This window comes from Pseudomonas syringae group sp. J248-6 (assembly GCF_032586995.1).
GTDB lineage: Bacteria > Pseudomonadota > Gammaproteobacteria > Pseudomonadales > Pseudomonadaceae > Aquipseudomonas > Aquipseudomonas amygdali.
This window is the reverse complement of the sequence record NZ_JAWHOP010000002.1, coordinates 330,451-355,271: the sequence shown is the minus strand read 5'-3', so window position 1 is coordinate 355,271 and position 24,821 is coordinate 330,451. Positions and strand designations below refer to the sequence as shown.

At 55.1% G+C, this 24,821-nt stretch carries 19 protein-coding genes and 2 pseudogenes; 8 read left to right on the top strand and 13 right to left on the bottom strand.

The features are described from left to right. Positions 1-241 precede the first annotated feature (241 nt). Positions 242-781 carry a Bro-N domain-containing protein gene (locus RYC17_RS03680; protein ID WP_058401394.1) on the top strand — a complete coding sequence of 180 codons (540 nt, stop codon included), beginning with the start codon at positions 242-244 and terminating at the stop codon, positions 779-781. Positions 782-847: 66 nt separating this feature from the next. On the opposite strand, the gene RYC17_RS03675 is transcribed toward RYC17_RS03680, so the two are convergent. Together RYC17_RS03675 and RYC17_RS03670 are read right to left on the bottom strand one after the other, a co-directional pair. Further along, positions 848-1,084 (bottom strand): hypothetical protein, encoded by a 237-nt coding sequence (locus tag RYC17_RS03675; RefSeq protein ID WP_054077285.1) that lies wholly within the window; start codon positions 1,082-1,084, stop codon positions 848-850. Positions 1,085-1,176: 92 nt separating this feature from the next. Next, the gene (locus RYC17_RS03670) at positions 1,177-2,016 is read right to left on the bottom strand and encodes a TauD/TfdA dioxygenase family protein (RefSeq protein WP_219171467.1); all 840 of its coding nucleotides are present in this window, start codon (positions 2,014-2,016) and stop codon (positions 1,177-1,179) included. Positions 2,017-2,154: 138 nt separating this feature from the next. Between RYC17_RS03670 and RYC17_RS03665 the strand changes: the two genes are divergently transcribed. Further along, positions 2,155-2,658, top strand: coding sequence for a GNAT family N-acetyltransferase (locus RYC17_RS03665; protein ID WP_122281390.1), 504 nt, complete (start codon positions 2,155-2,157; stop codon positions 2,656-2,658). A gap of 462 nt (positions 2,659-3,120) precedes the next feature. Here the strand turns inward: RYC17_RS03665 and RYC17_RS03660 are convergent, their stop codons facing one another. Beyond that, positions 3,121-4,290, bottom strand: coding sequence for a TDT family transporter (locus RYC17_RS03660; RefSeq protein WP_058402560.1), 1,170 nt, complete (start codon positions 4,288-4,290; stop codon positions 3,121-3,123). 117 nt (positions 4,291-4,407) lie between these two features. Here RYC17_RS03660 and RYC17_RS03655 point away from each other — a divergent pair, with 117 nt between their 5' ends. The 3 genes from RYC17_RS03655 to RYC17_RS03645 all read left to right on the top strand — a co-directional run bounded on the left by RYC17_RS03655 (position 4,408) and on the right by RYC17_RS03645 (position 7,157). Then, positions 4,408-5,304, top strand: coding sequence for a LysR family transcriptional regulator (locus tag RYC17_RS03655; RefSeq protein ID WP_219171466.1), 897 nt, complete (start codon positions 4,408-4,410; stop codon positions 5,302-5,304). A 158-nt stretch (positions 5,305-5,462) separates the two neighbouring features. Then, entirely contained in the window at positions 5,463-6,455 is a 993-nt protein-coding gene (locus RYC17_RS03650; RefSeq protein ID WP_219171465.1) for a beta-propeller fold lactonase family protein, read from the top strand. Between the two features lie 321 nt (positions 6,456-6,776). Further along, positions 6,777-7,157, top strand: coding sequence for a hypothetical protein (locus RYC17_RS03645; protein WP_316902537.1), 381 nt, complete (start codon positions 6,777-6,779; stop codon positions 7,155-7,157). Between the two features lie 249 nt (positions 7,158-7,406). Here the strand turns inward: RYC17_RS03645 and RYC17_RS03640 are convergent. Continuing rightward, a pseudogene (locus RYC17_RS03640) lies at positions 7,407-7,787 on the bottom strand (ATP-binding protein). Between the two features lie 779 nt (positions 7,788-8,566). On the opposite strand from RYC17_RS03640, the gene RYC17_RS03635 reads away from it, so the two are divergent. Continuing rightward, on the top strand, positions 8,567-9,145 hold the full coding sequence (locus RYC17_RS03635; protein ID WP_219171462.1) for an ATP phosphoribosyltransferase regulatory subunit: 579 nt from the start codon (positions 8,567-8,569) through the stop codon (positions 9,143-9,145). 58 nt (positions 9,146-9,203) lie between these two features. On the opposite strand, the gene RYC17_RS03630 is transcribed toward RYC17_RS03635, so the two are convergent. After that, on the bottom strand, positions 9,204-10,103 hold the full coding sequence (locus RYC17_RS03630) for a LysR family transcriptional regulator (protein ID WP_122258452.1): 900 nt from the start codon (positions 10,101-10,103) through the stop codon (positions 9,204-9,206). Positions 10,104-10,284: 181 nt separating this feature from the next. On the opposite strand from RYC17_RS03630, the gene RYC17_RS03625 reads away from it, so the two are divergent. Beyond that, positions 10,285-11,301, top strand: coding sequence for a zinc-dependent alcohol dehydrogenase family protein (locus tag RYC17_RS03625; RefSeq protein ID WP_122258453.1), 1,017 nt, complete (start codon positions 10,285-10,287; stop codon positions 11,299-11,301). Between the two features lie 123 nt (positions 11,302-11,424). Beyond that, positions 11,425-11,883, top strand: coding sequence for a metallophosphoesterase family protein (locus tag RYC17_RS03620; RefSeq protein ID WP_122258454.1), 459 nt, complete (start codon positions 11,425-11,427; stop codon positions 11,881-11,883). Between the two features lie 43 nt (positions 11,884-11,926). On the opposite strand, the gene tssM is transcribed toward RYC17_RS03620, so the two are convergent. The 8 genes and pseudogenes from tssM to tssF all read right to left on the bottom strand — a co-directional run bounded on the left by tssM (position 11,927) and on the right by tssF (position 24,770). Continuing rightward, entirely contained in the window at positions 11,927-15,430 is a 3,504-nt protein-coding gene (tssM, locus tag RYC17_RS03615; protein ID WP_316902536.1) for a type VI secretion system membrane subunit TssM, read from the bottom strand. A 13-nt stretch (positions 15,431-15,443) separates the two neighbouring features. Next, complete coding sequence (icmH, locus tag RYC17_RS03610; RefSeq protein ID WP_219171456.1) at positions 15,444-16,307, bottom strand: type IVB secretion system protein IcmH/DotU; 864 nt, start codon at positions 16,305-16,307, stop codon at positions 15,444-15,446. A gap of 8 nt (positions 16,308-16,315) precedes the next feature. Next, positions 16,316-17,647 carry a type VI secretion system baseplate subunit TssK gene (gene tssK / locus RYC17_RS03605; RefSeq protein ID WP_122258457.1) on the bottom strand — a complete coding sequence of 444 codons (1,332 nt, stop codon included), beginning with the start codon at positions 17,645-17,647 and terminating at the stop codon, positions 16,316-16,318. Continuing rightward, a complete protein-coding gene (gene tssJ / locus RYC17_RS03600) occupies positions 17,644-18,144 on the bottom strand; it encodes a type VI secretion system lipoprotein TssJ (RefSeq protein ID WP_122258458.1) in 501 nt (166 codons plus the stop codon). The genes tssK and tssJ overlap by 4 nt, the downstream gene beginning before the upstream one ends. A 321-nt stretch (positions 18,145-18,465) precedes the next feature. Beyond that, positions 18,466-19,407: pseudogene (locus tag RYC17_RS03595) on the bottom strand (sigma-54 interaction domain-containing protein); the annotation flags it as partial. Position 19,408: 1 nt separating this feature from the next. Continuing rightward, a complete protein-coding gene (gene tssH, locus RYC17_RS03590) occupies positions 19,409-22,003 on the bottom strand; it encodes a type VI secretion system ATPase TssH (protein WP_316902535.1) in 2,595 nt (864 codons plus the stop codon). Continuing rightward, the gene (gene tssG / locus RYC17_RS03585; RefSeq protein WP_058401383.1) at positions 22,000-23,019 is read right to left on the bottom strand and encodes a type VI secretion system baseplate subunit TssG; all 1,020 of its coding nucleotides are present in this window, start codon (positions 23,017-23,019) and stop codon (positions 22,000-22,002) included. Before tssG ends, tssH begins: the two co-directional genes overlap by 4 nt. After that, on the bottom strand, positions 22,983-24,770 hold the full coding sequence (tssF, locus tag RYC17_RS03580; RefSeq protein WP_058401382.1) for a type VI secretion system baseplate subunit TssF: 1,788 nt from the start codon (positions 24,768-24,770) through the stop codon (positions 22,983-22,985). Before tssF ends, tssG begins: the two co-directional genes overlap by 37 nt. Between the last annotated feature and the right edge of the window lie 51 nt (positions 24,771-24,821).

Sequence of the window (24,821 nt, the reverse complement as noted above, 5' to 3'; positions counted from 1 at the left end):
TTAAGGTGCGCCGTCGCTGCAAAATCAGCGGCCGGATTTAGCGATCCGAATACCTCACAGCTAGCTTATGTATGCTTCCAGCCTCAGTGCATTTGAAGCAACTGTTATGGCGGCTGTGCGTCGGAGACTCCAGGGTCTGCCGGCGTTGTGAGGTGCCGGTTCGCTAACCTTCGCACAGCCGCCACCCATTTCGTCCAGTGATGTGCAGGCGGCTCACTTTCATGAAAGGAGCTTTGCCGCGATGGATCTCCCATTCCCCCTTCTTCCCTGCACCGAAAACCACGAACCCACCCTCTTCCTGCGCCACCGTCGCATGTTGCGCGCTGTTGTCATGCAAGCAGAAGCCTGGTTCCCGCTGGAAGATATCGCCCGCCTGATGGGCAAGCGTCTGGACGAGCGCAACACCCGCAAGCTCGACGCCGATCAACGCCGCACCGCATGGTTGTTGACCCACGGCGAATGGCAAAAATGCCTGCTGATCAGCGAGTCTGCGGTATTCGCCCTGTTGATTCACCATTACATCCCGGAAAACCGCGCCCTGCGACGCTGGCTGACACAAGACGTGCTGCCCGCACTGAGCGCCCGCGCCTTTGATATCAATAACGACGGCCCCACTCACTGCCAAATGCAGTGGCAGGGCACAACCCTGGGTACGCTGCAATGGCGTGGGGATATCTGGGTGAAGTTGCGCGACATGCCGGAAATCGTTCAGGTCCGGACGACCGGCAAGAAAGATGGCTGGCTGAAACGCCTGAAGTTGCTGGGCAAACGGGCGGCCTGAGCGCTTCAAGCAGGCTCTGTACAAAAAGTGGCCTCGCTGGCCGACTTTTCGTACACAGCCTTAGGATTACTCTACGGTCGCATACATCGGCACGAGTTCAAGCATGGCGCTACTGAACTGGCTTTCATCAAATTGCGTTCGGTGTCGGGGCGACACAGGTTTGACCGGGCGCTCCCCTTCCAATAACGCCTCGGCAGGCAGATCAATCCCGAAATGAGGAAATGGCTCCTGAGCCACCCAGCCTCCAGCAGCCAGAACCAACAGTAGAAATACGCCCGCAATGGGCTCTTTAGGTCTGCACATTCTCGTTTCTCCAATCCGGCAAAACGATTCAGCTCACAATGAGCAACTCGATATAACAGCTACGGCGTCACCCGTGTGTCGGGCCCGGCAGATCACTCGAAAGGCTCTTCGCCCTGCAACTTGGTGCGGTGCATCATTCGCCCGCACGCGGGGTCGTAAGCTTCCGCACGGTGCATGGTGCCGGTGTTGTCCCATATCACCAGATCACCTGCCTTCCACGCATGGCTATAACTGAACGCCTCGGCTGTGGCCCACTCGCGAAGACCGACCAGAATCTGCGCGCTTTGCGCCAGGCTGACGCCAACGACCTGCTGCGCAGTGCATCCCAGAATCAGCGACTTGCGACCGGACCGGTGCCTCCAGACCAGCGGCAACTCCTTCTCGCCGATAGCCTGCATGGCCTTGAGCATCGCAAGGCCAGGCTCGGGATTGTAATAGAGTAACGATGCCCATGGCGCGTGAATTACTCGTAAGCTTTCGTAACGTTGTTTATCAGCGCTCGATAACGCTTCGTAAGCCGCATAGGTATTACAGAAACCGGTGTTGCCTCCCCAACTGGCGGGCACCTTGCAAGACAGCAACGATGCCAGGATGGGCACATCGCTGCTCGTACCGTCGATATGCCAGTAGAGCGAGCCCTTGAGAAACTCAGCGCCTGCCGGGTTCTCTTTGACATCAAGGCTGATCTTGGTGATGTTCTGGCCATCACTGGCTTCCGGACAGAAAGTGCCCAGCGTGCGGGTGAAAGCGATCTGCTCTGTATCGGAAAAATCAATCTGCGGAAACACCAGCACACCTCGCTGCTCCAGCAGTTCCCGGATTTCCCCGGCGAATTGACCCGACAGCAGCTCCTGCTTGCTGTTGAAAATACGCGTGCCAATACCTGGCTTGATGGGCTCCTGGGACAGCTGAACGACCGAAGTGGCTAACATGATGCGACCCTCTTCATAAGTGAACACAACGGTACACTTATGGAAAAATCTGCGCAACACCTTATTGAGCAGACTGGCCGCACACCTTGCCTGCGCCTTACACTGGCCAGCCACTGACAGTTCAAGGAATGAATCAACGTGCACGCCCCTGCCCCGCAAATCCTCATTCAGCGCATGGCCGAAACCCACCTTGAAGGCGTCACTGCGCTCTACAGCGAGCCTGCAGTCTGTCGTCAGGTGCTGCAAATGCCTTATCAATCCATCGAAGTGTGGCGCAAACGCCTGGCAGCCAGCACAGAGCGACATGTGAAGCTGGTCGCGCTCAGTGGCGGCGAAGTGATCGGCAGCCTCGGCCTGGAACAATACTCGCGCAGCCGACAAAGCCATGTCGGCGCTATAGGCATGGGCGTAGCGTCTGCCTGGCAAGGCAAGGGCATCGGCTCGAAACTGCTGGCGGCGGCGCTGGACATCGCAGACAACTGGATGAACCTGCACCGGGTAGAACTGACCGTGTTTGCCGACAATGAGGCAGCACAAGGCCTTTATCGCAAGTACGGTTTTGAACAGGAAGGACGCCTGCGCAACTACGCCGTGCGCGATGGCGTATTCGTCGATGCCTTGAGCATGGCGCGGCTGAGGTGAGCCGTGCCCCTGAAGCTACTGATTGAGCGATAGCTGAAAGCATGCAAGGATCAGCCATGAATCAATTTCCTGGCAGTAACCGACATAACCCTCACGGCCCCACCTCAGGTGCCGCGGTTGCTTGTGCTCATCGATTGGCCAGACATAGACCCACGTTCTGACCCATCAGTGAAACAGACCAAGGCGCCCACGGCGCCTTTTTTGTTGCCTGTCTATTACCCGCCTGCAAACCAAATACCTGGAAAACAACGGAGATCACCACCATGACCATGACCATGCTACGCGGAACCCGCATCGTGACCGGAACAGAAGCCGCAACCCTGCGTGAAACAGAAAACCGCTTCCGGAGCTATCTTCAGCTGAGGAAGCGATAGTGCCCGCGTTATGGGGTCAATTGCATGGACTTGACCAGTGCACATGATGCTTACGTAAACCGTGGACAGGATGCGTAGGTGTATTTGCTCAGGTCTTGCTCGCCTTGTTCAGCGAGGCGATACACGGCGAGACGAACAAGTTGCCGCGATAGGCACCCGCCAGCGTTTTGGCCGCGACGATCATCCACATGACTGTCAGCATCAACACCAGCACCACACCAAAGAAGCTAAAGAACGTGAGGTGCAGCATAGAGCCCAATTTGAGGGTTGTTACGGCGTACACCCCCAACGGAAAGGTGAAGCCCCACCAGCCGAGGTTGAAGGGGATACCCTCCCTGAAGTAGCGCCCGGTAATTAGCAGCGCCAATACCATCCACCACAATCCCAGCCCCCAGAACAGCACACCACCGATCAAACCAATGCCCTCGGCTACACCGCCGATGCTTGCCATTCCATGAGCAGCAAAGATCGCTGGAGCATCGTTGCCCAGCACCAACATCCCCAAAGCCCCGGTACCGATCGGCCCTAAAGACAGCCAGCTCGATGCTGCCATGCTTTCATGAGGTAGTTTGTGCAGCGCCATGCGCAGTAACAGGATCACCAGGATACTCAAGGCTACGGGGACCGAGTAGGCCCACAGCACGTAGCTGGTGATGAGCATGGTGAATTGTGCGCTCGCGTCAGCGAGGTGCGGAGCCAATAGACCGCCACTGGCGGCAGCTACCTCAGCCGCAACTACTGGTAGCAGCCATACCGCTGTCATCTGATCGATGCTGTGCTGCTGGCGAGTAAACATCATGTACGGGATCAGCACCCCGCAGGCCAATGCCATGGCGACATCGATCCACCACAACACTTCGGCTAAAGCAACTACCCCATCCCCCCAACGTGGCAAACCATAAAGGAGAAAACCGTTGATGATGGTCGCCAATCCCATGGGGATGGTTCCAAAAAACATCGATACAGTAGAGTGGCCGAAAATCTGTTTGGCCTCATCGAAGAACAACACCCAACGGCTCGCGTACATCAGCGTAAACAGGCAAAACAGCACGATATTAAAAAACCACAAGGCTTCCCCTAACGCTTTGGGCCACTGCGCAATGAAGGGCAGTTGGCCCAGAGCCAGAGCAAGAATCCCGGTGCCCATCGTGGCGGCGAACCAGTTGGGTGTGAACTGCCGGATCGCTTCTCGTGGATTGGACAAAGCCGCCAGTGGATGGCTGCCGCCCATTATAGATGCGAGTCGTGTATCACTCATTTTCGCGCTCCCGCGTCAGTGTGCGTTCAATATGACATGGTTGGAGTGTAGCTTGATGGGCATAGCGCTAAAAACGGATAGTATAGGTTTATATTACCTATTAAGAAGGTAGATCCCTTGAAGCTTAGCCTACGTCAGCTACAAATTTTCTGCGCTGTCGCGCAGCACGGTAGCACCACCAGCGCAGCCATTTCGGTGTCACTGTCCCAATCTGCAACCAGCGCCGCACTCAACGAGTTGGAAAACGCCTTGGATACCAGGCTGTTCGACCGTGTGGGCAAGCGTTTAGTGCTGAACGATAACGGCCATGCCTTACTGCCTCAAGCCAGAAGGATGCTTGAGAATGCACAACAGATAGAGGCCAGTTTCTTACCAGGCCATGCCGGGCTGAAAACACGCTTGCGGGTAGGATGCAGTACCACGATAGGCAATTATGTTCTGCCATTGATTCTCGGTGAGCTGCGTCAATCAGCATCACATTTGAGGGTCGATGTCGACATGGCCAACAGCATGGCTATCGCAAGAAGAGTCGCTGATTTCGAGATTGATATGGGCCTGATCGAGGGGCCTTGCCACCTCCCCGAACTCAGTGCCGAGCCTTGGCTTGTTGATGAGCTGCTTATTGTCGCAGGCCAACGGCACCCATTGGCACTAAAGCAGCAGGTCACACTTGATGACCTTCGTACTGCTGAATGGCTACTGCGCGAGCCAGGTTCTGGTACCCGCGAAGAAGTCGAGCAATTGCTGCTGCGTCATCTGCACGATCTCTCTGAAACGCGCCAGATCGGCAGTTCAGAGTCTATCAAGCATACCCTCGCACAAGGCATCGGCATCAGTTGCCTATCCCGCTGGGTCGTCCGGGATCTACTGGCCTCTGAAGTCCTGGTTGAGCTGCCGCACGCCTTGCCTGCACTGACCCGACGTTTTTTTCTGATCCGCCACCGGGCCAAATACATCTCGCCTGGGCTTGAGCGATTCTGGGAAAACTGCAGTCAATTCGTGAGCCAGAAATAGCCAGATCTATTTATAAAACAGGTAAGAGCTACCAAAACAAGTTGTTTCCGGAATTTATAAAAGACGCATAAGGTCAACTCATCGTCCTGCAGCGATGAACGAGTTGTATCTGCCAAGGCGCGAGTGGATGCCTTGCTTACCCTTATGAGGAAACCCTGATGAATGTGATAAAGAAAACCGTCACAGCCCTGACGTTGGGTGTTGCGTTGGCCACAACGATGAGCGCGTTGGCCGCGGAAGATCGCTGGACGTTCGACGGCGATATTCACAACAACTCGCTGGCTGTCAGCCCTGATGAAACGACGGCGGTGGTCTCTTACAGTCAGCGTCCAGATGTAGTGGTTTATGATTTGAAAACCGGTAAGGTTCGCCAGGTTCTCACCGGCTACGTCACGCCGCGAAATATTGTGTTTTCGCCAACTGGCGATGTGTTCTACCTCTCCGACAGCAGTTTGGGGGTCGTGCGCAAGATTGACACCAAGACTTTGAAAGTGATCGCAGATATTCCGTTGGGCGCAGGTGCTTTTGGTACCACACTCAGCAAGGACGGAAGCCTGCTGTACGTCAACAATGAGGCGGCCAGCACGCTGTCGGTCATAGACCTTGATCACCAGCGACCAGTAGCTGTAGTACCTGGCTTCTCCCAACCGCGCCAAGGCATCCGAGTAAGCCCTGACGGCAAAACCGTCTATGTCACCAACTTTCTTGGCGACAAGATTACCCTGGTCGACAGCAAGACCAATACGATCGAAGGTGAGATCACTGGCTTCAACAAGTTGCGCGCCATCTCCATATCGGCGGACGGCAATACGCTGTACGCGGCTAACAGCGGCAGTAACAGCATCGCAGTTGTCGACACTCAAAAACGCGCCATCACAACCACCGTCATGGTGGGCAAAGACCCCTACGGCGCAGCCCTGACTCCAGACGGGCTGCACGTCTACTCGGGTAACCTCGGTGACAACAGCCTTTCAGTGATCGACACCAAAACACTGAAAGTGACCACCACTGTGACCGGTTTGAAGGCACCCCGCCAGGCCATTGTCTTCACCAAAGACAAGTCGAAAGCGTATGTCCTCAATGAGGACTTGAGTATCTCCACAGTCGATCTCGCCAGCAACAAGGTGGTGTCGACGCTAAAGCCCGACTGATTGAACAGCGCAGGTCTTCATGGAGGCCTGCTGATACTCCACGACCAAGTGAATAATAATGCGTGAACGCGATGAGTTCTGGATGATGAATCGCCGTCGCTCATTGAGATGAGCTAGTGATGCTTGACCGTGAGCGTCGCTTTACTAAATTGAGTAAAGCACAGGGTCGGGGGAGCTCAGGATTCCAGCAAAAAAATGATATCGGGACGTTTTTTCTACGGAGTCGAATAAAACTGTTTGTGGCTCGTCTACTGTCTGATCGCTTGCTGTTTCCAATAGCAGGTGAGTCTTCTAAAAATTAAAAAACCAAAGGAAATACGTATGTTCAAAAAGATGATTCTCACCGTCGCTGTTGCCGCCTGCTGCATGTCGGGTTCGGCGTTCGCTGATGCGCCAGTCAAGGTTGCTGAAACGGATAAGGGAAAAGTACTCGTAGATGCGAAAGGCATGACTCTTTATACCTTCGGTAAGGACACCTCGGGCAAGTCGGTCTGCAATGGGCCATGCGCTGCAAACTGGCCACCTTTACCGGTATCCGCAGATGCGAAAGCGGGTCATGATTACTCTGTCGTCACTCGAGACGATGGCACAAAACAATGGGCATACAAAGGCATGCCCCTTTACAGCTGGGTCAAAGATACCAAGCCAGGGGATACAACCGGTGACGGCGTCAACCAAGTCTGGTACGTTGCCAAGCCGTAACGTCAAATAATTAATAGGCTGGCTTGCGCCACTGGCTTTGTCAGTGGCGCAAACCAGAAGAGTACACACCTGATATTTTCGCCAACCTACAGCCGCCGCGTCTCATAAAGCCCTGATGGATCAGGTCAACGTAAAATGGGGCCGAGGCACCGTACACCCTGGACATATTCCCGTAACTCCAGACTGAGGTATGAAGCATCCAGAGGCTAAGCCCCATCTACACAACCCGTCTGGATCATCTCTGGGCTGTTAGATTCCAATGCCTTTCAGTTCGATGATGTGGGACTTGTGAGCGATACGGTCAAGCATTGCATCGGCAATCGCGAGGTCAGAGAACAGGTCATACCATTTTCCCATAGGGTACTGACTTGCGATCAACAATGAACCGTTCTGTTACTGCTGGTCGATAGCATCCAGGAGGAACGGGCCGAGCTGGGCGCCAATGCCACCGATGCCCAAATCATCTATGATTAATAACTCTGCGCGGATAAATTGCCGACGTAGTTTGGGCATGGTGTGGTCAGCGTAAGAAAGTGACGTCTCTTCAAAAAGCTTCGTGGCAGTGCGATTCAGCTTCGCTCGCACAAGGCGGCAGGCTTCGTTTCTGAGTGCGCAAGCGAGCCAAGTCATGAACGTATTCCGGTCTATGCCCCGAGACGCCTTGAATTCAATGCTGTCTATTGTGGCTTCATTCTCACGACGCCGCGCGTTCTTTAGCAAACGCCCAACCTTTCTGTTCTCACGCTCGCTATTTTCGACATCCATCATCAAACCAAGCCATGTATCGAATGGTTCTTTCAGCAGCGCCGGCGTTTCAAGCTGACGCTCTTAGGGTGCGGCTCACCTAGCGGCTTGTCCTACGGTTTACGCGGTCTGGCGGGGTAAATTTGAAATCCGTAGTACTCAGAAACTCGGCGTAGGCACGATTTAGGGTCACCACATCTCTCGTGTTTTTCGTCACTGCTGACTTCACATTATCAGGCACAACGAACCGTGGAACCCGTCGAAGAAACATCAGGGCCAGAACGTTGCATCTGAGCCAGTCTGGGATAGTTTGACTGCTCACGGCGGTGGCAAAAATGTATCCCGAGGCACCACCCCTGAAGCTACTGCTTGAGCGATAGCTGAAAGCATGCAAGGATCAGCCATGAATCAATTTTCTCAAAGCAACCGACATCACCCTCACGGCCCCACCTCAGGTGCCGCGGTTGCTCGTGCTCATCGATTGGCCAGACATAGACCCACGTTCTGACCCATCAGTGAAACAGACCAAGGCGCCCAAGGCGCCTTTTTTGTTGCCTGTCTATTACCTGCCCACAAACCAAATACCTGGAAAACAACGGAGATCACCACCATGACCATACTACGCGGAACCCGCATCGTGACCGGAACAGAAGCCGCAACCCTGCGTGAAACAGAAAGCCGCTTCCGGAGCTATCTTCATCGAAGCGGGCGCTGAGGAAGCGATAGTCCCCGCGTTATGGGGTCAGGACACTTTTATCGAAAAAGCAGGCGGCAGCGAGATTATCAGCCAGATGTGGGCGTTCAACGACAAGGCCGGACGCGCCTGTTGCCTGATCCCGGAAGCAACGGCTCTGTTTCAGGAGCGCAGTGAAGCTCTGCTCAACGGGCGACGCGAAGCACTGTTTTTCTACGTCGCGCGTTGTTATCGCTATGAGCGACCGCAAGCCGGACGCTACCGCGAGTTCACCCAGTTGGGGCTGGAAATTCTCGGCCCGTCACCGCAGCAAGCCTCGCAACGCAGCCAAGCCATCTGCACCGGTTTTCTGGATTCGCTGGGCCTGGACTATGAACTCAATACCGCCGTCAAACGCGGCCTGAGTTACTACCTGAACGGCAACGGCTTCGAGGTACGTTGCTCACGCCTGGGCGCACAGCAACAGGTGGTTGGCGGCGGAGCCTATAGGGAAGGTGCCGGGTTCGGCATCGGGCTGGAGCGGCTGGTGTTGGCGCTTGAGCGTAATTAATCCCGCTTGGCCAGGAGCGCCTTTGCAAGGAGGCGCTTCTCTACTCTGCTACACGTATTTAGCGAACTTCAAACCAACGAGGATGAAGTTTCGGAAAATGCTTTTTCAGCCAGGTGACGAATGCCTGCACCTGCGGCGCAAGGTGTGTACGGCTCGGGTACAGCACAGAAACCGGGCGCGGCAACGGGCGAAACGCTTCAAGCACTTCGACCAGCTCTCCGCTGGCCAGAAACGACTCAACGGTAATGCCCGGAGCCTGAAGAATACCGAACCCTGCAAGGCCGCACTGCACATAAGCGTTGGACTCGTTGACAGTAATGCCACCACGCGGCGGAACAGGAAAGTCGTCGCCATTCAACGAGAAATGCCAGGGTAACGGCCGGTTGCTCTGACCAGACAGAAAGCTGACACCGCAATGACCTGCCAGCTCGTCCAGCGTTTCCGGCGTGCCGAAGGCTTGCAGGTAGGACGGCGCGGCGCAGGTGACCATCGTGGCCTTGCCAATTTCCCGGACCACCAGACTTGAATCGGGCAGCTCCCCGATGCGCAGCGCGCAGTCGATACCCTCTGCGACCAGGTCCACCGTGCGGTCCGTTACTCCCAGTGCCAGCTCGATGTCGGGGAATGCCTGGGTAAAGCCTTTCAGGCTCTCCATGAAACTACGCTGGCTGAATGCCGCCGGGATATCAATCCGAAGCCGCCCCCTCAGGGTCGAGCCGTTTCGGTCGAACATGGAAGTAGTTTCGGCAAGATCAGCCAGATTGTTCTTCACGCGCTCGTAAAAACGCTGACCTTCCGCAGTGAGTTTTACGCTGCGGGTCGTACGTTGAAACAGCCGGACATCCAGCGACGCTTCAAGATCCTGAATGATCCGGGTCACATGGGGACGCCCTATCTGCGTGGCCTCCGCCACTTTAGTAAAACTGCCCAGCTCGGCAAGTTTCGCGAACACCTGCATTGACTGTAAAAGGTCCACCGACGAATCCCCCGGAACATATACCGAGCCATTGTTGCCTGACAGGATAACAATCCTGTCGATTTGCGCCCATTTATCTGCACCAGCGTTTTACCAACAATGACTTCAGCGCCCACAAGGCAATCGCCTCTGTGAGCCCACACATGATTGCTGGAGACATTGAATGAAAGCGTGGCTGTTAAAAGACTTCGGGCTCGACAATCTGGTGCTCGGAGAAGCTGAAACGCCGGTTCCCAAAGCAGGTGAACTGCTAGTGAAAGTCGGTGCGGTATCCCTCAACTTTCGCGACAAGGCCATCGTCGACGGTATCTACGAACCGCATCGCGTACCCAAGCCATTGATTCCGGTCAGCGATGCAGCCGGTACTGTCGTGGCGGTAGGCGAAGGCGTCAGTCGCTTTGCAGTAGGTGATCGCGTGAACTCGCACCTCTACTCGCGCTGGATCGACGGCCCGCCAGGCCCGGACGAACCGGATTACTGCTTCGGCTCGCCTTTGCCGGGCGGCCTGGCTGAATACATGATCATCCATGAAGACAGTGCCGTACGTGCACCGGATGCCATGTCAGATGAAGAAGCCGCCACATTGCCGATTGCCGCATTGACGGCCTGGTACGCACTGGTTGACTTCGGTCAGATCGAAGCCGGGCAAACTGTCCTTGTACAGGGCTCAGGCGGCGTATCGATCTTCGCTGTGCAGATCGCGACAGCCCTGGGTGCCAAGGTCATCGCGACTTCCAGCAAGGACGATAATCTGCAAGCGGTGAAGAAGCTGGGCGCTGTCGCCGGAGTGAACTATCGAACCCATCCCGAGTGGGCAGACGAAGTAGTGAAGCTCACCGACGGCAAGGGTGTGGACCTGTTACTGGACGTAGCCGGTGGCGACGGCATCAATCAGTCAATTGCGGCCACCAAAGCGGGCGGGCGCATCGCGCAGATCGGTTTTCTGACCGGCCAGACTTCGGCGCTGAACCTGATGCCGATGATTTTCCGCCAGACTACCTTTCGCGGTATCGCCGTAGCACCTCGCTCGTCGTTTGACCGGATGAACGCCTTTCTTAACGAGCACAAGATTCGTCCGGTAATCGATCACGCTTACCCGTTTGAGCAAGCTCGCGAGGCATATGAGCATTTGGCCAGAGGCGCGTTTGGCAAGGTGGTGATCAAGGTTGGTCAGGCCTGACAAGGTATTGAGGTTGCGACGCGCGGGTACTTCCTGAGCGTCGCAGGCCACAGTCCCCCATCAACCATTCGAACTCAAAGGGTTACACTGCCTCCCTACCCCGCTCCTGACCCGAGGCCCCTGATGAAAGTTGGCGTGATTTCCGACACCCACGGACTGCTTCGTCCTGAAGCCATTACGGCGCTTGAGGGCTGCGAAGCCATCATCCATGCCGGTGACATTGGCAGCCAGGACATCGTCGACCAACTCAGCGCCATCGCCCCGCTGCACATCGTGCGCGGCAACAACGACGTGAACGCCGAGTGGGCAAAAAACATCGCCGATCACCTGCGCTTCGACATCGAAGGCTGGCAAACCCTGCTGGTCCACGACATCGCTGACGTTCCGGCGCTGCTGGATGAAAGCGTGAAGCTGGTCGTTACCGGCCACTCACATAAACCCCTTATCGATTGGCGCGGCGACACGCTGTATCTGAACCCGGGCAGCGCCGGGCGGCGGCGTTTCAAGTTGCCGGTGACGCTGGCGCTGCTTGAGATGGGCGCGAATTCGATGGAGCCTGAGCTGGTGCAATTGGTTGACTGACAGGTCAGATCGGCGTCGAGTGCGAGTTCGCTTTCGGATGTCATCAAAGCTGAGCAGGCATACGAAAATCACGTAATACACTCATATCGAACGGATTGGGCGCACGCTGGCTCGACAACAGATAGTTCGCACGCATGCCACCGACATCGGCCTTGAGCACAAGAACATCACGGCCCTTCAGGGGCTCGGTCTGCATCAGGTCAAAGAGGCGGAACAATGACCATGGGCCGCTATTCTTTTCGATGCCCAGCGGCCGGCCGACCATGCCTTCCATCACCAGACTTGTACGTCCATCCTCAGTATCAGCGGGCCACCTGAATAGCATCGGTACGATGGGGCCGTGACGATACTCAAGTGACTGATCACCCAAGCGGAACTCGGCGCGGCGTACAGCAGGGTCGAGGGTGTGAGGTTCAAGAGTGAATTGCACCTGCGGTTCCTGCGTTCGGTGAGCAAAGAAGCTACTGCGGATTTTATAAACACCCGCCATCTGATCCAGATAGGCACGACTCATCGGCAGACTGTGGCCGTCAATCGTGCGCAGTCGATAACGGCCAGGATCGCCACTGACGAAGGGCTTCAGGTAGCTATCGAAGAAGCGCTCGGCTATGCCCTGCGCGCCGAAGAACTCGCGAAAATCATTAAGCGCCACATCACTGCTGCTGTGCGCATGGAACGGATAGCGTTTGGCGAGAGACTGTTCATAGAAACTGTAAAGCTCTGCCTTGTAGCGTTGGTTGAGGTAATGGTGAGACTGATACAGCACAAAGCTCCAGGTATCCTCAGCCAACGCGTTCAACCAGCCGCCCAGAGGCTGGGGTAACACAGTCGCGGCATTGCGCAGATTGCTCAAGGCGTCTCGCTGCCCGGACATTCGTCCCTTTGCCACCTCGTAGGCCGCCAGTTCAGGCTGACCGGAGCGAGCCAATGCGGCCATTTGCATCTGCAATTCATTGATGGCGTTCAATGCTGTAATCAGATCGGCGGCAGGACCATTTTCGGCATCCAGCAAGCGGTGCAAAGGATCGAAGCGACGCTGCAATGATTGCTTCGCCGTTGTGGGCAGGCTATCGGTCACCGTCTGCTGCAACGTATCGCCAATCGCGGCAACCTGGGTGAGCGCCACAGGGCCCGGTGCAATCTTTTCAGCCTCGGTTTTCATAGCACCGAGACTGTCTGCAAGGACCGGGAAAAGTGTGTTGTCACGCACCTCGACAAGCAACTGCAGCAAAGGCGAATGCGCTGCCGTCAGCCCGGCCAGTTGCACGGCAGCCTGGCTGGCTCCTTCAAAGGGCTGCAGCGAAACCCGACCGATCGCTTCGGCCCAATGATCGGCATAATCACGAAAGTACAATTTTTCCAGTTCGACCATCAATGCTCGCAACTGATGTGCGTTGTACTGTTCACTTTCACCCAGGACCCAGTTGTCACGCATGATTTCAGTTACCACGGCTGTACCACGGGTAACGAAATACTGCTCGTAGCCCTGGCGTGTATAGAGCCCGGGAATCCGATAGTCAGTACCAGCCAAATGCTTTGCCTGAGGGCCGGTGTGGTGGCCAAGGCTGTAGTCCGGAAGTACACGCGCTTTTTCACGCAATACCCGATAAACCACGTTGGCGAAGGATTCGTTACGCAGCACCTGCCGAGCCTGCGCCACTAATGCGTCGTTTAGCGGATAGGCAAAAGACTGTTCGAGCAAACGCCCAAAATGCTGATTCAACTCGTCCTGAGCCTGTGCATGCCCGACATAACGAATTGACCAGTCGGTCGCCACCCGCTCCTTCAGCGCAGAAGGTATCCGGTGTTCACGCTGAACCAGCATCAGATAGGCGCGCAAGTTGTCCAGTAACTGCTCGCGATCCTGCAGGCTGGCCATTATGCGGGCTTCAAACATCCGCGCCACTCGAGGCAGCAACTGACCCTGCAACTGGGCATGATAAGCGCGTAAAAGCACATCATTTGCAGGCTCGCCCTGATAAAGACCGTTGCGCTCATACAGAGTGACATCACTGCGGTCCGGAAAGACTTGAGCGGCCTGATAAAGGGTGTTCAGGCTATCAAGGACTGTCAGTAGATCATCCTCGGCGGTGAGCGATGAACGTTGTTGCGCCCACTGCTCACCCAGAATACGAAGCCGTTCCAGCCGGTCGTGGTTAGCACTGAAACCGGTCGCCCATAGCACACCAAACCCAGACAAAAACAATAGCGCAGCGCAATACACTGCCCTCTGACGCCAAAGAATCTTTCCGCGTGCTTCCTTGTTGAGCACAGCGAGATCGGACTCAGGGAAAATCACATGTCGCAACAGATCGTGAATGAACCGTGCTTTTCCAGGTTGTGGAACCTGTAATCCGGTACCACCCTCCCCATCAGCTCTTTGGGAGCTCTGAGCAAGTTGCGGCGCACGGGTCAGATAGAACCCACGAAGGTGACTGGCGCGCTGATAGCGATTTCCGGAGAACGCGAGTTCGACAAAAACACCCAGTCTGTGTGCGATACCTCCAAGCAAGTTGGGGAATTCAAGCATTTTGCCGCGGCGCTGGCTGTCTCGTTCCTGATGAATGCGGGTAATGACCTGGCTGCCAAGCCGTTGCAGCAACGTTTCAAACTCCTGAATGAGAACACCGCTATCAGTGCCACTCTGACCGTTTTGAAATGTGCCCCCAAGGACCTGCTCACTTTCCTCGCGGGACAGTTGATCAAAAAAATCATCGAAACCTGCTATCGAATCGGCCTTGGTCAGTATCAGATAAACCGGTACATCAACATGCAGCTGCTGAAAAACTTCGTCCAGGCGCGCGCGCACATCTTCAGCCATTTTCTCCAGACGCTTGTCACGCTCGTCAACCAAAATGTCCACTGGCAATGTCACCAGCACACCGCTGAGCGGCTGTACGCGGTGACGGCCCCGTAACAACCCCAGAAGGGTCATCCAGGCGCTGCCGTCGACCTCGGGTACAGGCTGGTCAAGATAGCGGCCCGATGTATCCAGCAAAATAGCCTGCTCGGTAAAATACCAGCCACAACTGCTGGTGCTGCTCGTGTCGTGCGTCAGTTTTCGCCCGACCCTGTCGAGGGGAAAGTCGAGTCCGGAAAAATCCAGCAGGCTGGTCTTGCCGCTGCCCTGCGGGCCGATCAGTGCATACCAGGGCAGCTCGACTCGACCCCGGGCACCCAATTCGCCATACAGCGCAGAATCCTTGAGCACGCGCAGGGCATCCTTGAAACGACTGACAAGCTCCAGGTGCTCTTTTTCAACGGCGACAGACTTACGCAGAAGTTCTTGACCTGCATGACTGCCTTGCGCTTGTTTTTTCTGCAAACCAACGCGCCAGTTGTTGAAGACAATCCCGAGCCCCCAAACCAGAAACAACACACTGATCGATACGAGACGCGCAATGGGGCTCTCCCAAAACCTGTTATCCGCCACCGCCAGCAGTGGCCCGAATATCCAGATACAGACAGCCAGCACAAGCACCAACAGCAGCGACCAGGCCCAGGTACTGCACAGCAGCGCGATGAATTTTTTGAGCAGGGTTTTCATTGCATTTCTCATTTCAAGATCGGAGCTCAAGCGCTGCCAGATATGCTGACTGATAGGATTTGAGTACGACCTCACGCTGCTCGCCGAGTACCCAGGTAAATCCGCAATACAGCACAGCCAGGCTGATAACGGTGAACAGCACGACCAGCCATACCGGTACGACACGCAGCCGTTCAGAAGCCCTGGATGGTGCGCCCTGCCAGCGAGGTGAAAGCGTTCGGGACACGTCGCCTCTCACATGCCTTATCTGCCGATAAAGGCTGTCGCGGATGTCTTCCAGTTCATGGCCATTAAGGCGGTGCGAGCGGTATTTCCCCTCGAACCCGAGCGCCAGACACAGGTACATCAGCTCGAGCATGGGCAGATGCTTGAACGGATTGGCAGAAAGCTTTTCGAGGAGTTGAAAGAATTTTTCGCCGCCAAATGTCTCCTTGTGAAAACGGCTCAGCAGACTGATCTTCGACCAGTCACTCTTGCTGCCCCAGGGCGTGTTCAACACAGCTTCATCCACGACCGTACACAGCACATAGCGCGCAGCCAACAGCTGATCATTTTCTATAGCGTTTCGCCGGCCCACGGCCTCGAACAGCTTGATCTGGTCCGACAGCTGTACGTTCAGCAGTGCAATATCGCCAAAGCCTTCGGCTGCAGACAGCCTGGACACCTGAGCCAGCAGTTCGCTCGCGGCAGCAACCAGTGGATTGACATGGATACTGACCCGCTTTTCGGATACCTGCCGGGGGTTGTTGATCAACCGTTCCTGCAGACCTTCGAAAAGATTCGCATCGTGGGGACTCGTGAACATGTCATCACCCGGCCAGACATTGTCCCGGCCATAGGTAACGGCATGGTCTTCGCGACTGCTTTGCATATCCATCACCCTGCTCAATTTCTGATCGCCCAGAACTGCAACTCAAGCCCCGGAAATTCACCTGATACATGGAAAGCAAATCCCCCTGACTTATTAATTCCGCTTTGGTCCCGGTCATCGATATCGAGAATGAAATAGGCTTTTGCAGCGTGAAACGGTATTTGCCGCGGAGCCACAGGCAGCGGCCTGAGCCGCATACCCGGCAAGTGCAGACTCACCAGTTCGCGAATACTTTCCACAGAGCCTACTTTGAGGTGCGAAGGCAGTCGCCCACGCAGCTCTTCGGTATCGCAATCAGCACGAGCGGCAATGACAAATGAGGCATCCCCCAGCAACTCACGATCCACCCGAGGCGATACCAGAACGCCGTACTGTCTGGGCTGCAACTCAAGCTCCTGCGCGTGCTGCTCGATAACCATCGACAGCATTTGTCGAATGGCAAACATTAAACGTTTGAACGTTGCGCCCTGATCACTGTGCTGATAGCTGCCCTCCAGTCGAGGACGTCTGCTTTCATCGCCGAACGTCGACAACTCGCCAAAAAGAGACAATAGCGCCCGATACAGTTCTTCGGGGTGCACCTGCCGGGTATCGAGATAGTGTTGAAGTACCAACGCATTGCGGTTGATCAGTTGCAACATCATGAAATCGCCCGTCTCTGCACCACGCGCCTGGCCGTATGTACCGATGCGCTCGGCGATGATGTCGCCTCGATGCTGCAGCAGACCTACAACCTCCTTGAGGCACGACATCAAGTAGCGTGAACCACTGGCGCTGATGAAAGCCGGTGAAAAACCGGTGTCCAGCGTTATTGCCTTGTCAGGGCTGCAGATAAGAATATGACCCAACTTGAGCAGGGTGTAGGCGTGCTCTCCCCGAGGCTCTCCCACTAACAGACGAAATTCCGGGCGCGCGCAAAACACCGAAGTGGAACAGTCTGCTCCGGCGTTCGAATCCAGGACATCCGTTGCGTAGGCTGTAAAGCGTGCGATCACTTCCGCCTGTTCATGGCTGCGTGCCTCAATGCAATTGCCCGCCATTGTCGGCAGCGCTATGTACACCGGCATGTTTGAAGTGTTTGCAGGAATATCCAGCGCCAATGGACTGTTACGGTCGCGTATGTCGAACACGCTACCGTCCGGCAGGATGCCCGAGGCCTGAGCAAGTACGATCTGTCCCGAGCCCAAAAAGTGCGGATCAATTTCAAGGGCTGTGAACCCCCAGTTGTAGGTGCCCGCCAACTGAGTGCGAACCCGCAATTGATGGTCGTAGTAACGATCGTTATGTTGAAAGTGCTGCGGCCGCAGCAACATGCCTTCCTGCCAGATAACCTTGTGCGCGTTCATGTCGGATTTCCTGTGCCTGTCTGGCTATCTGCCCGTTGAAGGCCGGATTCACCCAGTACGAAAACGGCTCGATTCTGCTGTTCGGGGTGAACCTTGATCACGTGACGCCATTGGGTTTCCGGCAAATTTCGATAGGCAGCCAGTACACCGATGTAACGACTGCCTTGATCCAGTTTCAGCTTCAGTTCAATACTCTCGCCTGGACGAAGTTCAAACTCTTCGCTTGCAATCAGGTCTTGCCCGAGTGCCTGAGCAGTCCGTTGGTAAAGCGAAAAGAAATCCATATTCTCGAAGGTCACCGGACGCCTGAGTTCCAGGACCTTGAGAACAATCGGCGAGGGCCTGCCATTGACATCAGGGTTAAGCTGATTGTCTGCATTCAGTCGAATATCCATACGGGTTTGCGTTGAGTACGGTGAGAGAGCTGAACAACCGTTGAGCATGAGTAACAGCAGTAACAACAGTGACCGTTTGACTCGGCTAACGTGAAGACTCATTGAATTCAGCCCTGTAAATCCTGATGGAGGCAGCGATACAACCGAACGGCGGCTCATAACAGCTCACGCCCATAGAATGCGCTGACACGGGGGTGGGCAATGTCCAGGAGCCCCACACTCGATTCGTCTGCTACTTCGTTTCGGCTGGTGGGTTCTGGGCTGCCCAAAGCCCGGTATTGATCATCGCTGAACTTGAAATGGCCAGTGCACCCTCCAAGGCAAATCATCGCAGCGAGCATAAAAGGCGCAGAGCGCCGACAATGAACGTTCATTGGAAAAAGGTCCCAGATAATGAGTTAGGCAATCGTGGTGATTCAGCAGTTAATCAGGCCGTCCGTGAGCAGCACCGATCTTCAAATGCGCCAGGCGATAAAGCAGCGTGCGTCGTGACACCCCGAGAGTGCGTGCTGCACGACTCCGGTTGCCGTTACAATCGCGCAAACACTCAAGCAGTACGTCGCGTTCGAACTGTTCGATGCGCTCACGTAGCGAAAGGCAAGTCGGATTGCTTATCGGGTTGGCGGGGATGGGAAAGTGTTCCGGTTTCAACTCACCGTCTTCGCATAACAACACTGCCCGCTCGACGAACCCCTTCAACTGTCGAACGTTGCCCGGAAAGGCGTATCCCGATAAAGCAGTCACGGCAGCCCGCGACCATTGCACCGGATCTCGTTGTGAGTGCTGGCATGCCTTATCGGAAAAATGCCGGGCCAATATTTCTGTATCACCCACGCGTTGACGTAACGGAGGAAGCTCAATGGGAAACTGTGCCAGACGGTAGTAAAGGTCTTCACGAAAACGCCCTTCTGCAATGAGCGTTGGCAAATCGCGATGAGTAGCGGCAATGATTCGCACATCGACCTTGCGAACCTTGTTGGCGCCCAGCGGCCGAATCTCTCCTTCCTGTAACACTCGCAGTAGCTTTGCTTGCAGCAGCATCGGCATATCGCCAATTTCGTCGAGTAGAAGCGTGCCGCCATGAGCAACATCGAACAGGCCAGGTCGATCACGATCAGCGCCGGTAAACGCCCCTTTGCAATAGCCAAACAGCTCGCTTTCCAGAAGAGCTTCGGGAAACGCAGCGCAATTCTGTACAACAAATGCGTTGGAACGGCGAGGTCCATACTCGTGGATAGCACGAGACACGACCTCCTTGCCCGTTCCGGTCTCGCCAGTAAGCAATACAGTGCAGGTGCTGTCGAGAATCTTGCCCAGAAGATGGGTTGTTCGGCCCAGGGCAGCGCTACGTCCTGTAAGCCCATAGTTATTCGAATTCACAGACAACTCCGCCTGAGCTGTCCAGCGTCGCATGAACTCTGCACAAGGCTTTACCGCTGCTCATGGCGCTGAGCAAACGGTCCGCTATCAACGGGGTCAGGGAGGACTCGAGTAACTGATCGATCAGTCGGGCGCCGCTGTGGCTTTGTGTGCAATGCTCCAGTAGATGACAAACCAGACTCTGCGAGTAGCTGAAGGTGAGGCCACGGGATTCAACTCTCTCTCCAAGGCGACTCAGCTTTAGTTCGACCAGTTCACGAAGCGCTACACCCGTGATGGGGTAGTAAGGCACAACGCGCATTCTGGCCAGCAATGCCGGTTTGAAATGTGCGCTGAGTACTGGCTCTAGGCGCATCGCCAGCTGTTTGGCATCAGGGAGTGTGCTCTCGTGGCAGTTGGCATGGATCACCTCGGCGCCGAGGTTGGAGGTCATCAGAATGAGTGTGTTGCGAAAATTGATTTCCCGGCCCTCTCCGTCGTTGGCTACGCCTTTATCGAAGATCTGATAGAACAGATTCAGTACATCCGGGTCCGCCTTCTCCACCTCATCAAGCAGAATCACCGAGTAAGGCTTCTGTCGAACAGCGTCAGTCAACATGCCTCCCTCGCCATAACCGACGTAGCCCGGCGGTGCGCCGATCAAACGGGAAACGGTATGTTTTTCCTGAAACTCGGACATGTTGATCGTCGTGAGAAAACGCTCGCCGCCATACAGCAGGTCAGCCAGAACAATAGCTGTTTCGGTCTTGCCGACGCCGCTGGGCCCTACCAGAAGAAATACTCCGGTTGGGGCACCGGGTGTATTCAAACCGGCAGCCGATGCCCTCACCGATTTCTCGATGGTCTGCATCGCCTGCTCCTGGCCCCTGATGCGCAAACGTAGTTCTGAAGAGAAACGGTCAATCCGTTCACTGTGTTCCTGAGCCAATCGCGACACCGGAATTCCAGTCCAGGCACTCACCACTTCTGCGATCAGTCTGGGGCACACTTCAAAGCTCACCAGACGCTCATTCACTTGCGTATCGATCAGGGCCTGTCGGACCTCAGTCAACTCGGACTCCAGCGCCTGCGTGTATTGAGAGTCGCTACCCTCGCCTGCCTGCTGTACTTTTCGGTCGGCCAGTTGACTGCGCAGATCAATGAGCCGCTTGACGGCTGCGAGTTGATCAACCCACCTGCGCTCAAGCGCATCCGCGTCGCTCTGCATTAGTGACAGGTCAGAAACCAGCGTATTCAGCAAGCTTTCATCAACCGACAACCCGGCATTGGCATCACGCTGTATTGCCTCGAAATGCCTTCGTTGCCGAGCAAGTTCAGCTCGCAGATGCTCAAGACGTTCAGGCACGGCAACCAGACCGATTCGCACACGAGCACACGCTGTATCGAGCAGGTCAACTGCCTTATCCGGCAACTGACGCCCGGAAAGGTAGCGGGCCGAAAGCCGGGCAGCGGCAACCACAGCGTCATCGCGCAGATAGACGCCATGACTGCGTTCATATAACGGCGCGAGCCCACGCAGAATGGTGATGGCCTGCTCCACCGTGGGTTCCATTACGCGGACCGGTTGAAAGCGACGTGCAAGCGCCGGATCCTTTTCGAAATATTGTCTGTATTCGGCCCACGTTGTCGCTGCAATGGTACGCAGCTCCCCGCGTGCCAGCGCAGGCTTCAACAGGTTGGCCGCATCCGACCCTCCGGCCTGAACACCGGCCCCGATGAGCGTGTGGGCTTCGTCAATGAACAGAATGACAGGCCTGAGTGAAGACTGGACTTCCTCAATGACCCCCTTCAAACGACGCTCGAACTCACCCTTGATACTGGCGCCCGCCTGGAGCAACCCCATATCCAGCGACAGTAGCTCGACATTCTTCAACAGATCAGGCACTTCACCATGAACGATCCGCAGCGCCAGTCCCTCGACAACTGCGGTTTTGCCGACACCCGCCTCGCCCACCACAATCGGATTGTTCTTGCGTCGACGAGCCAGTATGTCGACCATCTGGCGCAAGCAGTCATCACGACATAGTACGGGATCCAGCAAACCCTCTCGGGCCTGCTGCGTCAGGTTATGAGTGAAACGTGCAAGTAGCGATTCACTTTGATTCAGGGCTGGCTTTGCTACGTCCGGTGATTGCTGGGCAAGGGCGTAATCGCGAAAGCGTTCAATGTTGATCCTGCCCAATAACGGCTGGTATGGACGGTCCGCATAGCGCGAAGGATTGCGCAGCAAGGCAAGAATCAACGCAGCCTGGTCAATGAGGCTTTCGCCCAAATCCAGATTGGAAATCAACAGTGCGTCTTGAAGCCACTGAACAAGCTCGGCAGAGAATACCGGGTTACGGATTGCACTTTGCTCGATCGGCTGGCGAAGGAAGCCTGCAAATTCGTCAGCTGCAACATCGGCCTCCAGCAGCGCACGCGCAAGCATTCCATCAGGCCGTTCCAGCAGGGCAACCAGCAGATCCTCAACCGAAATTTTACTACTGCCTCTGGAAACACAACGTTCGGCGGCCCCCTCAAGCTCGCTGCGTGTAGGGGCATCAAGGGCTCTGACGAGCTGCTGCAGGTCTACATCGATCATGAATAGTCCTTATTAGTCGGTCTGTTGAACGTCACAAGCCCTTGGGCATGCTCGCGCCCGAGCCAACTGGTCCAACCCAGGTGGCAGGTGTTCGATTGGCCAATGCGCAGATCCCTGATATCCGAATTAAGAAGCTCGAGACAAACGTCGTAATCCAGTGGATCGCGCAACGTGAACCGCACAAGTGCGCCCAACGGTTGGTAGCTCCGGCCGGCGGGTAGAAATTCGTGGAAGCGCTCCCAATCAAGCTGTTTTATATGAATGCGAAACTTGCCACTCCGATCTGGAACACGAACACCCAGCACCATATTCCGCCCTGGCTCGTTGTTGGCTTTGCCAAGGCAATTGAGCTCAGCACGACTGATCTCAACCGTTCGCTCGACACATTGTTCGATGAACATCCGGGCATGCTTGAAGTAGTAACGAAGCACCGACTCGATCAACGCGGCAGAATGAGCACGCAGACTCAAGAGCCCCAGATAGGGCAACAGCCGCTTCCAGTTCAACTCGGTTGTTTCTCGAATGCGCGCGCCATGTAAACCGATCAATGCAAAGAGATGTTCGGAAAAAGGATCGGTTGCGCCACTGGCAAACACCGCGTGATAGCGGTACTTGCGCCAGACAGGCAACATCAGTTTTTGCAGGCGATGATTAAAAATATCCAGGAAATCCCGAGTGGCATTAGGCTTGTCCCGTTCCCCCAACGCCTGCTCGGCATAGAAAGCCGGCAGCGGTGAACCGGACCCGACCAGGCTCATCACGTTGAGGTACAACCGGACATACAGATCAGTGTGCTCATGAAAAAAATCCAGACGTTCTATGTCGCTACAGGGAAATCCAAGACTGGGATTTGCCCTTAATTCAAGAAAAGCATGCAGTTGCTCATCATCAGCATCCGGGTGAACTTCACGTAAAACCCCGAGGATCAAAGGTATCGCCTGATACACGGAATATTCCCGTATATGCTGGCTGAGCGTAGTCAGAGCAGCGGCTGCTGCCCCATGCGTGGCGTCCATTCGTAACCACCTCCCTGAGCGGTTTTTACATGCAGTTCATGGAAAGAATTCAAACTGGCATAAAGCGCAAAGAATTCGTTTAGGACTGACGCAAACAGAAACAGACTGGCTTCGTCTGCAAGCGCGCCAGGGGCAATGAGCAGCTCGGTTTTAATGCCTCGCACCGGCCGGCCATCATGCAAGCGATCAACGTGCTGGTGACGTATCGATTTCAGCCCACTTAACAAATGCTGACTGACCTTCTCCGCTTGCTTGTCGTAATAACGCGGCAAGTCGTAGGTCTCGATAATGACCTTTAAAGCTTCGATACTTGCCAGAGACAGATAATTCAGCGACATGTTACTAATGACGCGCCATAGAAAGTCACGTCCAATCGGCGGCGCATAGCTTTTAGTTGCTGGTGTAATATTTCTGAACCGCAGGAAGTCTGGAGTGCCTTCGCACGGCTTGCATATCCCGCCGGCCCTGATCTGCTGTGGAAGATTATGGTTGGTGCAGGTCAATCCAATCGAGATCGTTTCGTTGTCTCGGTCGCCACGCGTATCGAAACTCAGGTAAGTATCCAGCCCTCCATGCGCTACGGAGTCACGATGACGCACGCTGTAATAAGGGGCGTTGCTCTGCACATCGACGGCCGGATCATGTTCGAAGGACTCAAAGGGCACATAGTTCTGATATCCCCTGCCTCCTGGCTGCCATCCGGTGACGCTATCAACCGAGTAAACCCCGCACTTGCCATGACCGCAGTGCGCAGGAATCAGCAGATACTCATCCTGTCGTGCGTCGGCCAAAATGGGGAGTGCATCCTGTTTGAACAAGTTGACCACGGGTGTGCAATATAATTTTATATGTTCAACCTTCGGCCGAAGGTGCAGCATATCCTCGCCATGCATTTCAAAGATTAGCTGAAAGCCACGAGCAACTTTCAATAGATCTTCACCCACTGATGTGATGATCTGAAGACCGCCAATATCAGAAAAAAGGAATTTTTCCGGAAAGCAAAAGTACTCTTGCAGGTAGCGATAACCGCGAAAAGTGTTCAGCGGATAAGGGATCAATGACTCATCTTCCGCAAAACCCACTGGCCGTACTTGATCTGCAGAAATGCTCAGTTCATGTGATTTGCCATCCCCATTCAGAAGCGGCTTGCCCTGTTCATCCAACAGTAATAACTTAACGCTTTTCAGTTTGCGCATGAGGCCAAGATACAGCGCTTGGCTAATAGCGCGATCGCCTGCAAAGTGCAGGCGTAGCTTATTCAGCTCCAGCGCCCCCAGGTGCCCGTCACCTGTCATCTCCAGAGACAACGTCAATGTCGCCGCCTCCGCGCTGGCCGAGTAGGAAACATGCGCCAACTTCAGTGGAAGAATGTCGGTTGGAAAACAGGTACGAAATTGACAGACCTGCCCCTTCACGGGCTCACTTTCTACCGGGGTATCGCGCTCGACCCTTATGCCAGGCCCTACAGCCATCAACGGATCGAATTGCAACATGCTCACTGCCGGCATCGGTCGCATATAATTAGGCCATAACAACTGCATAAGCGAATGAGTCAACTCAGGCAGATCATCATCGAGTTTTTGACGCAAACGACCCGTCAGGAAAGCAAACCCTTCAAGCAACCGTTCCACGTCAGGATCCTGACCTGCCTGCCCCAAAAAAGAAGCCAATGCCGGATTGCGATCAGAAAACTGCCGGCCCGACTGACGCAGGGCCATCAGTTCCTCTTGATAGTAATGGTTAAATGACAATGTTCACCCGCCGGATCTTGTTTTATGAATGAATAACGGAGTTTAGGTAAA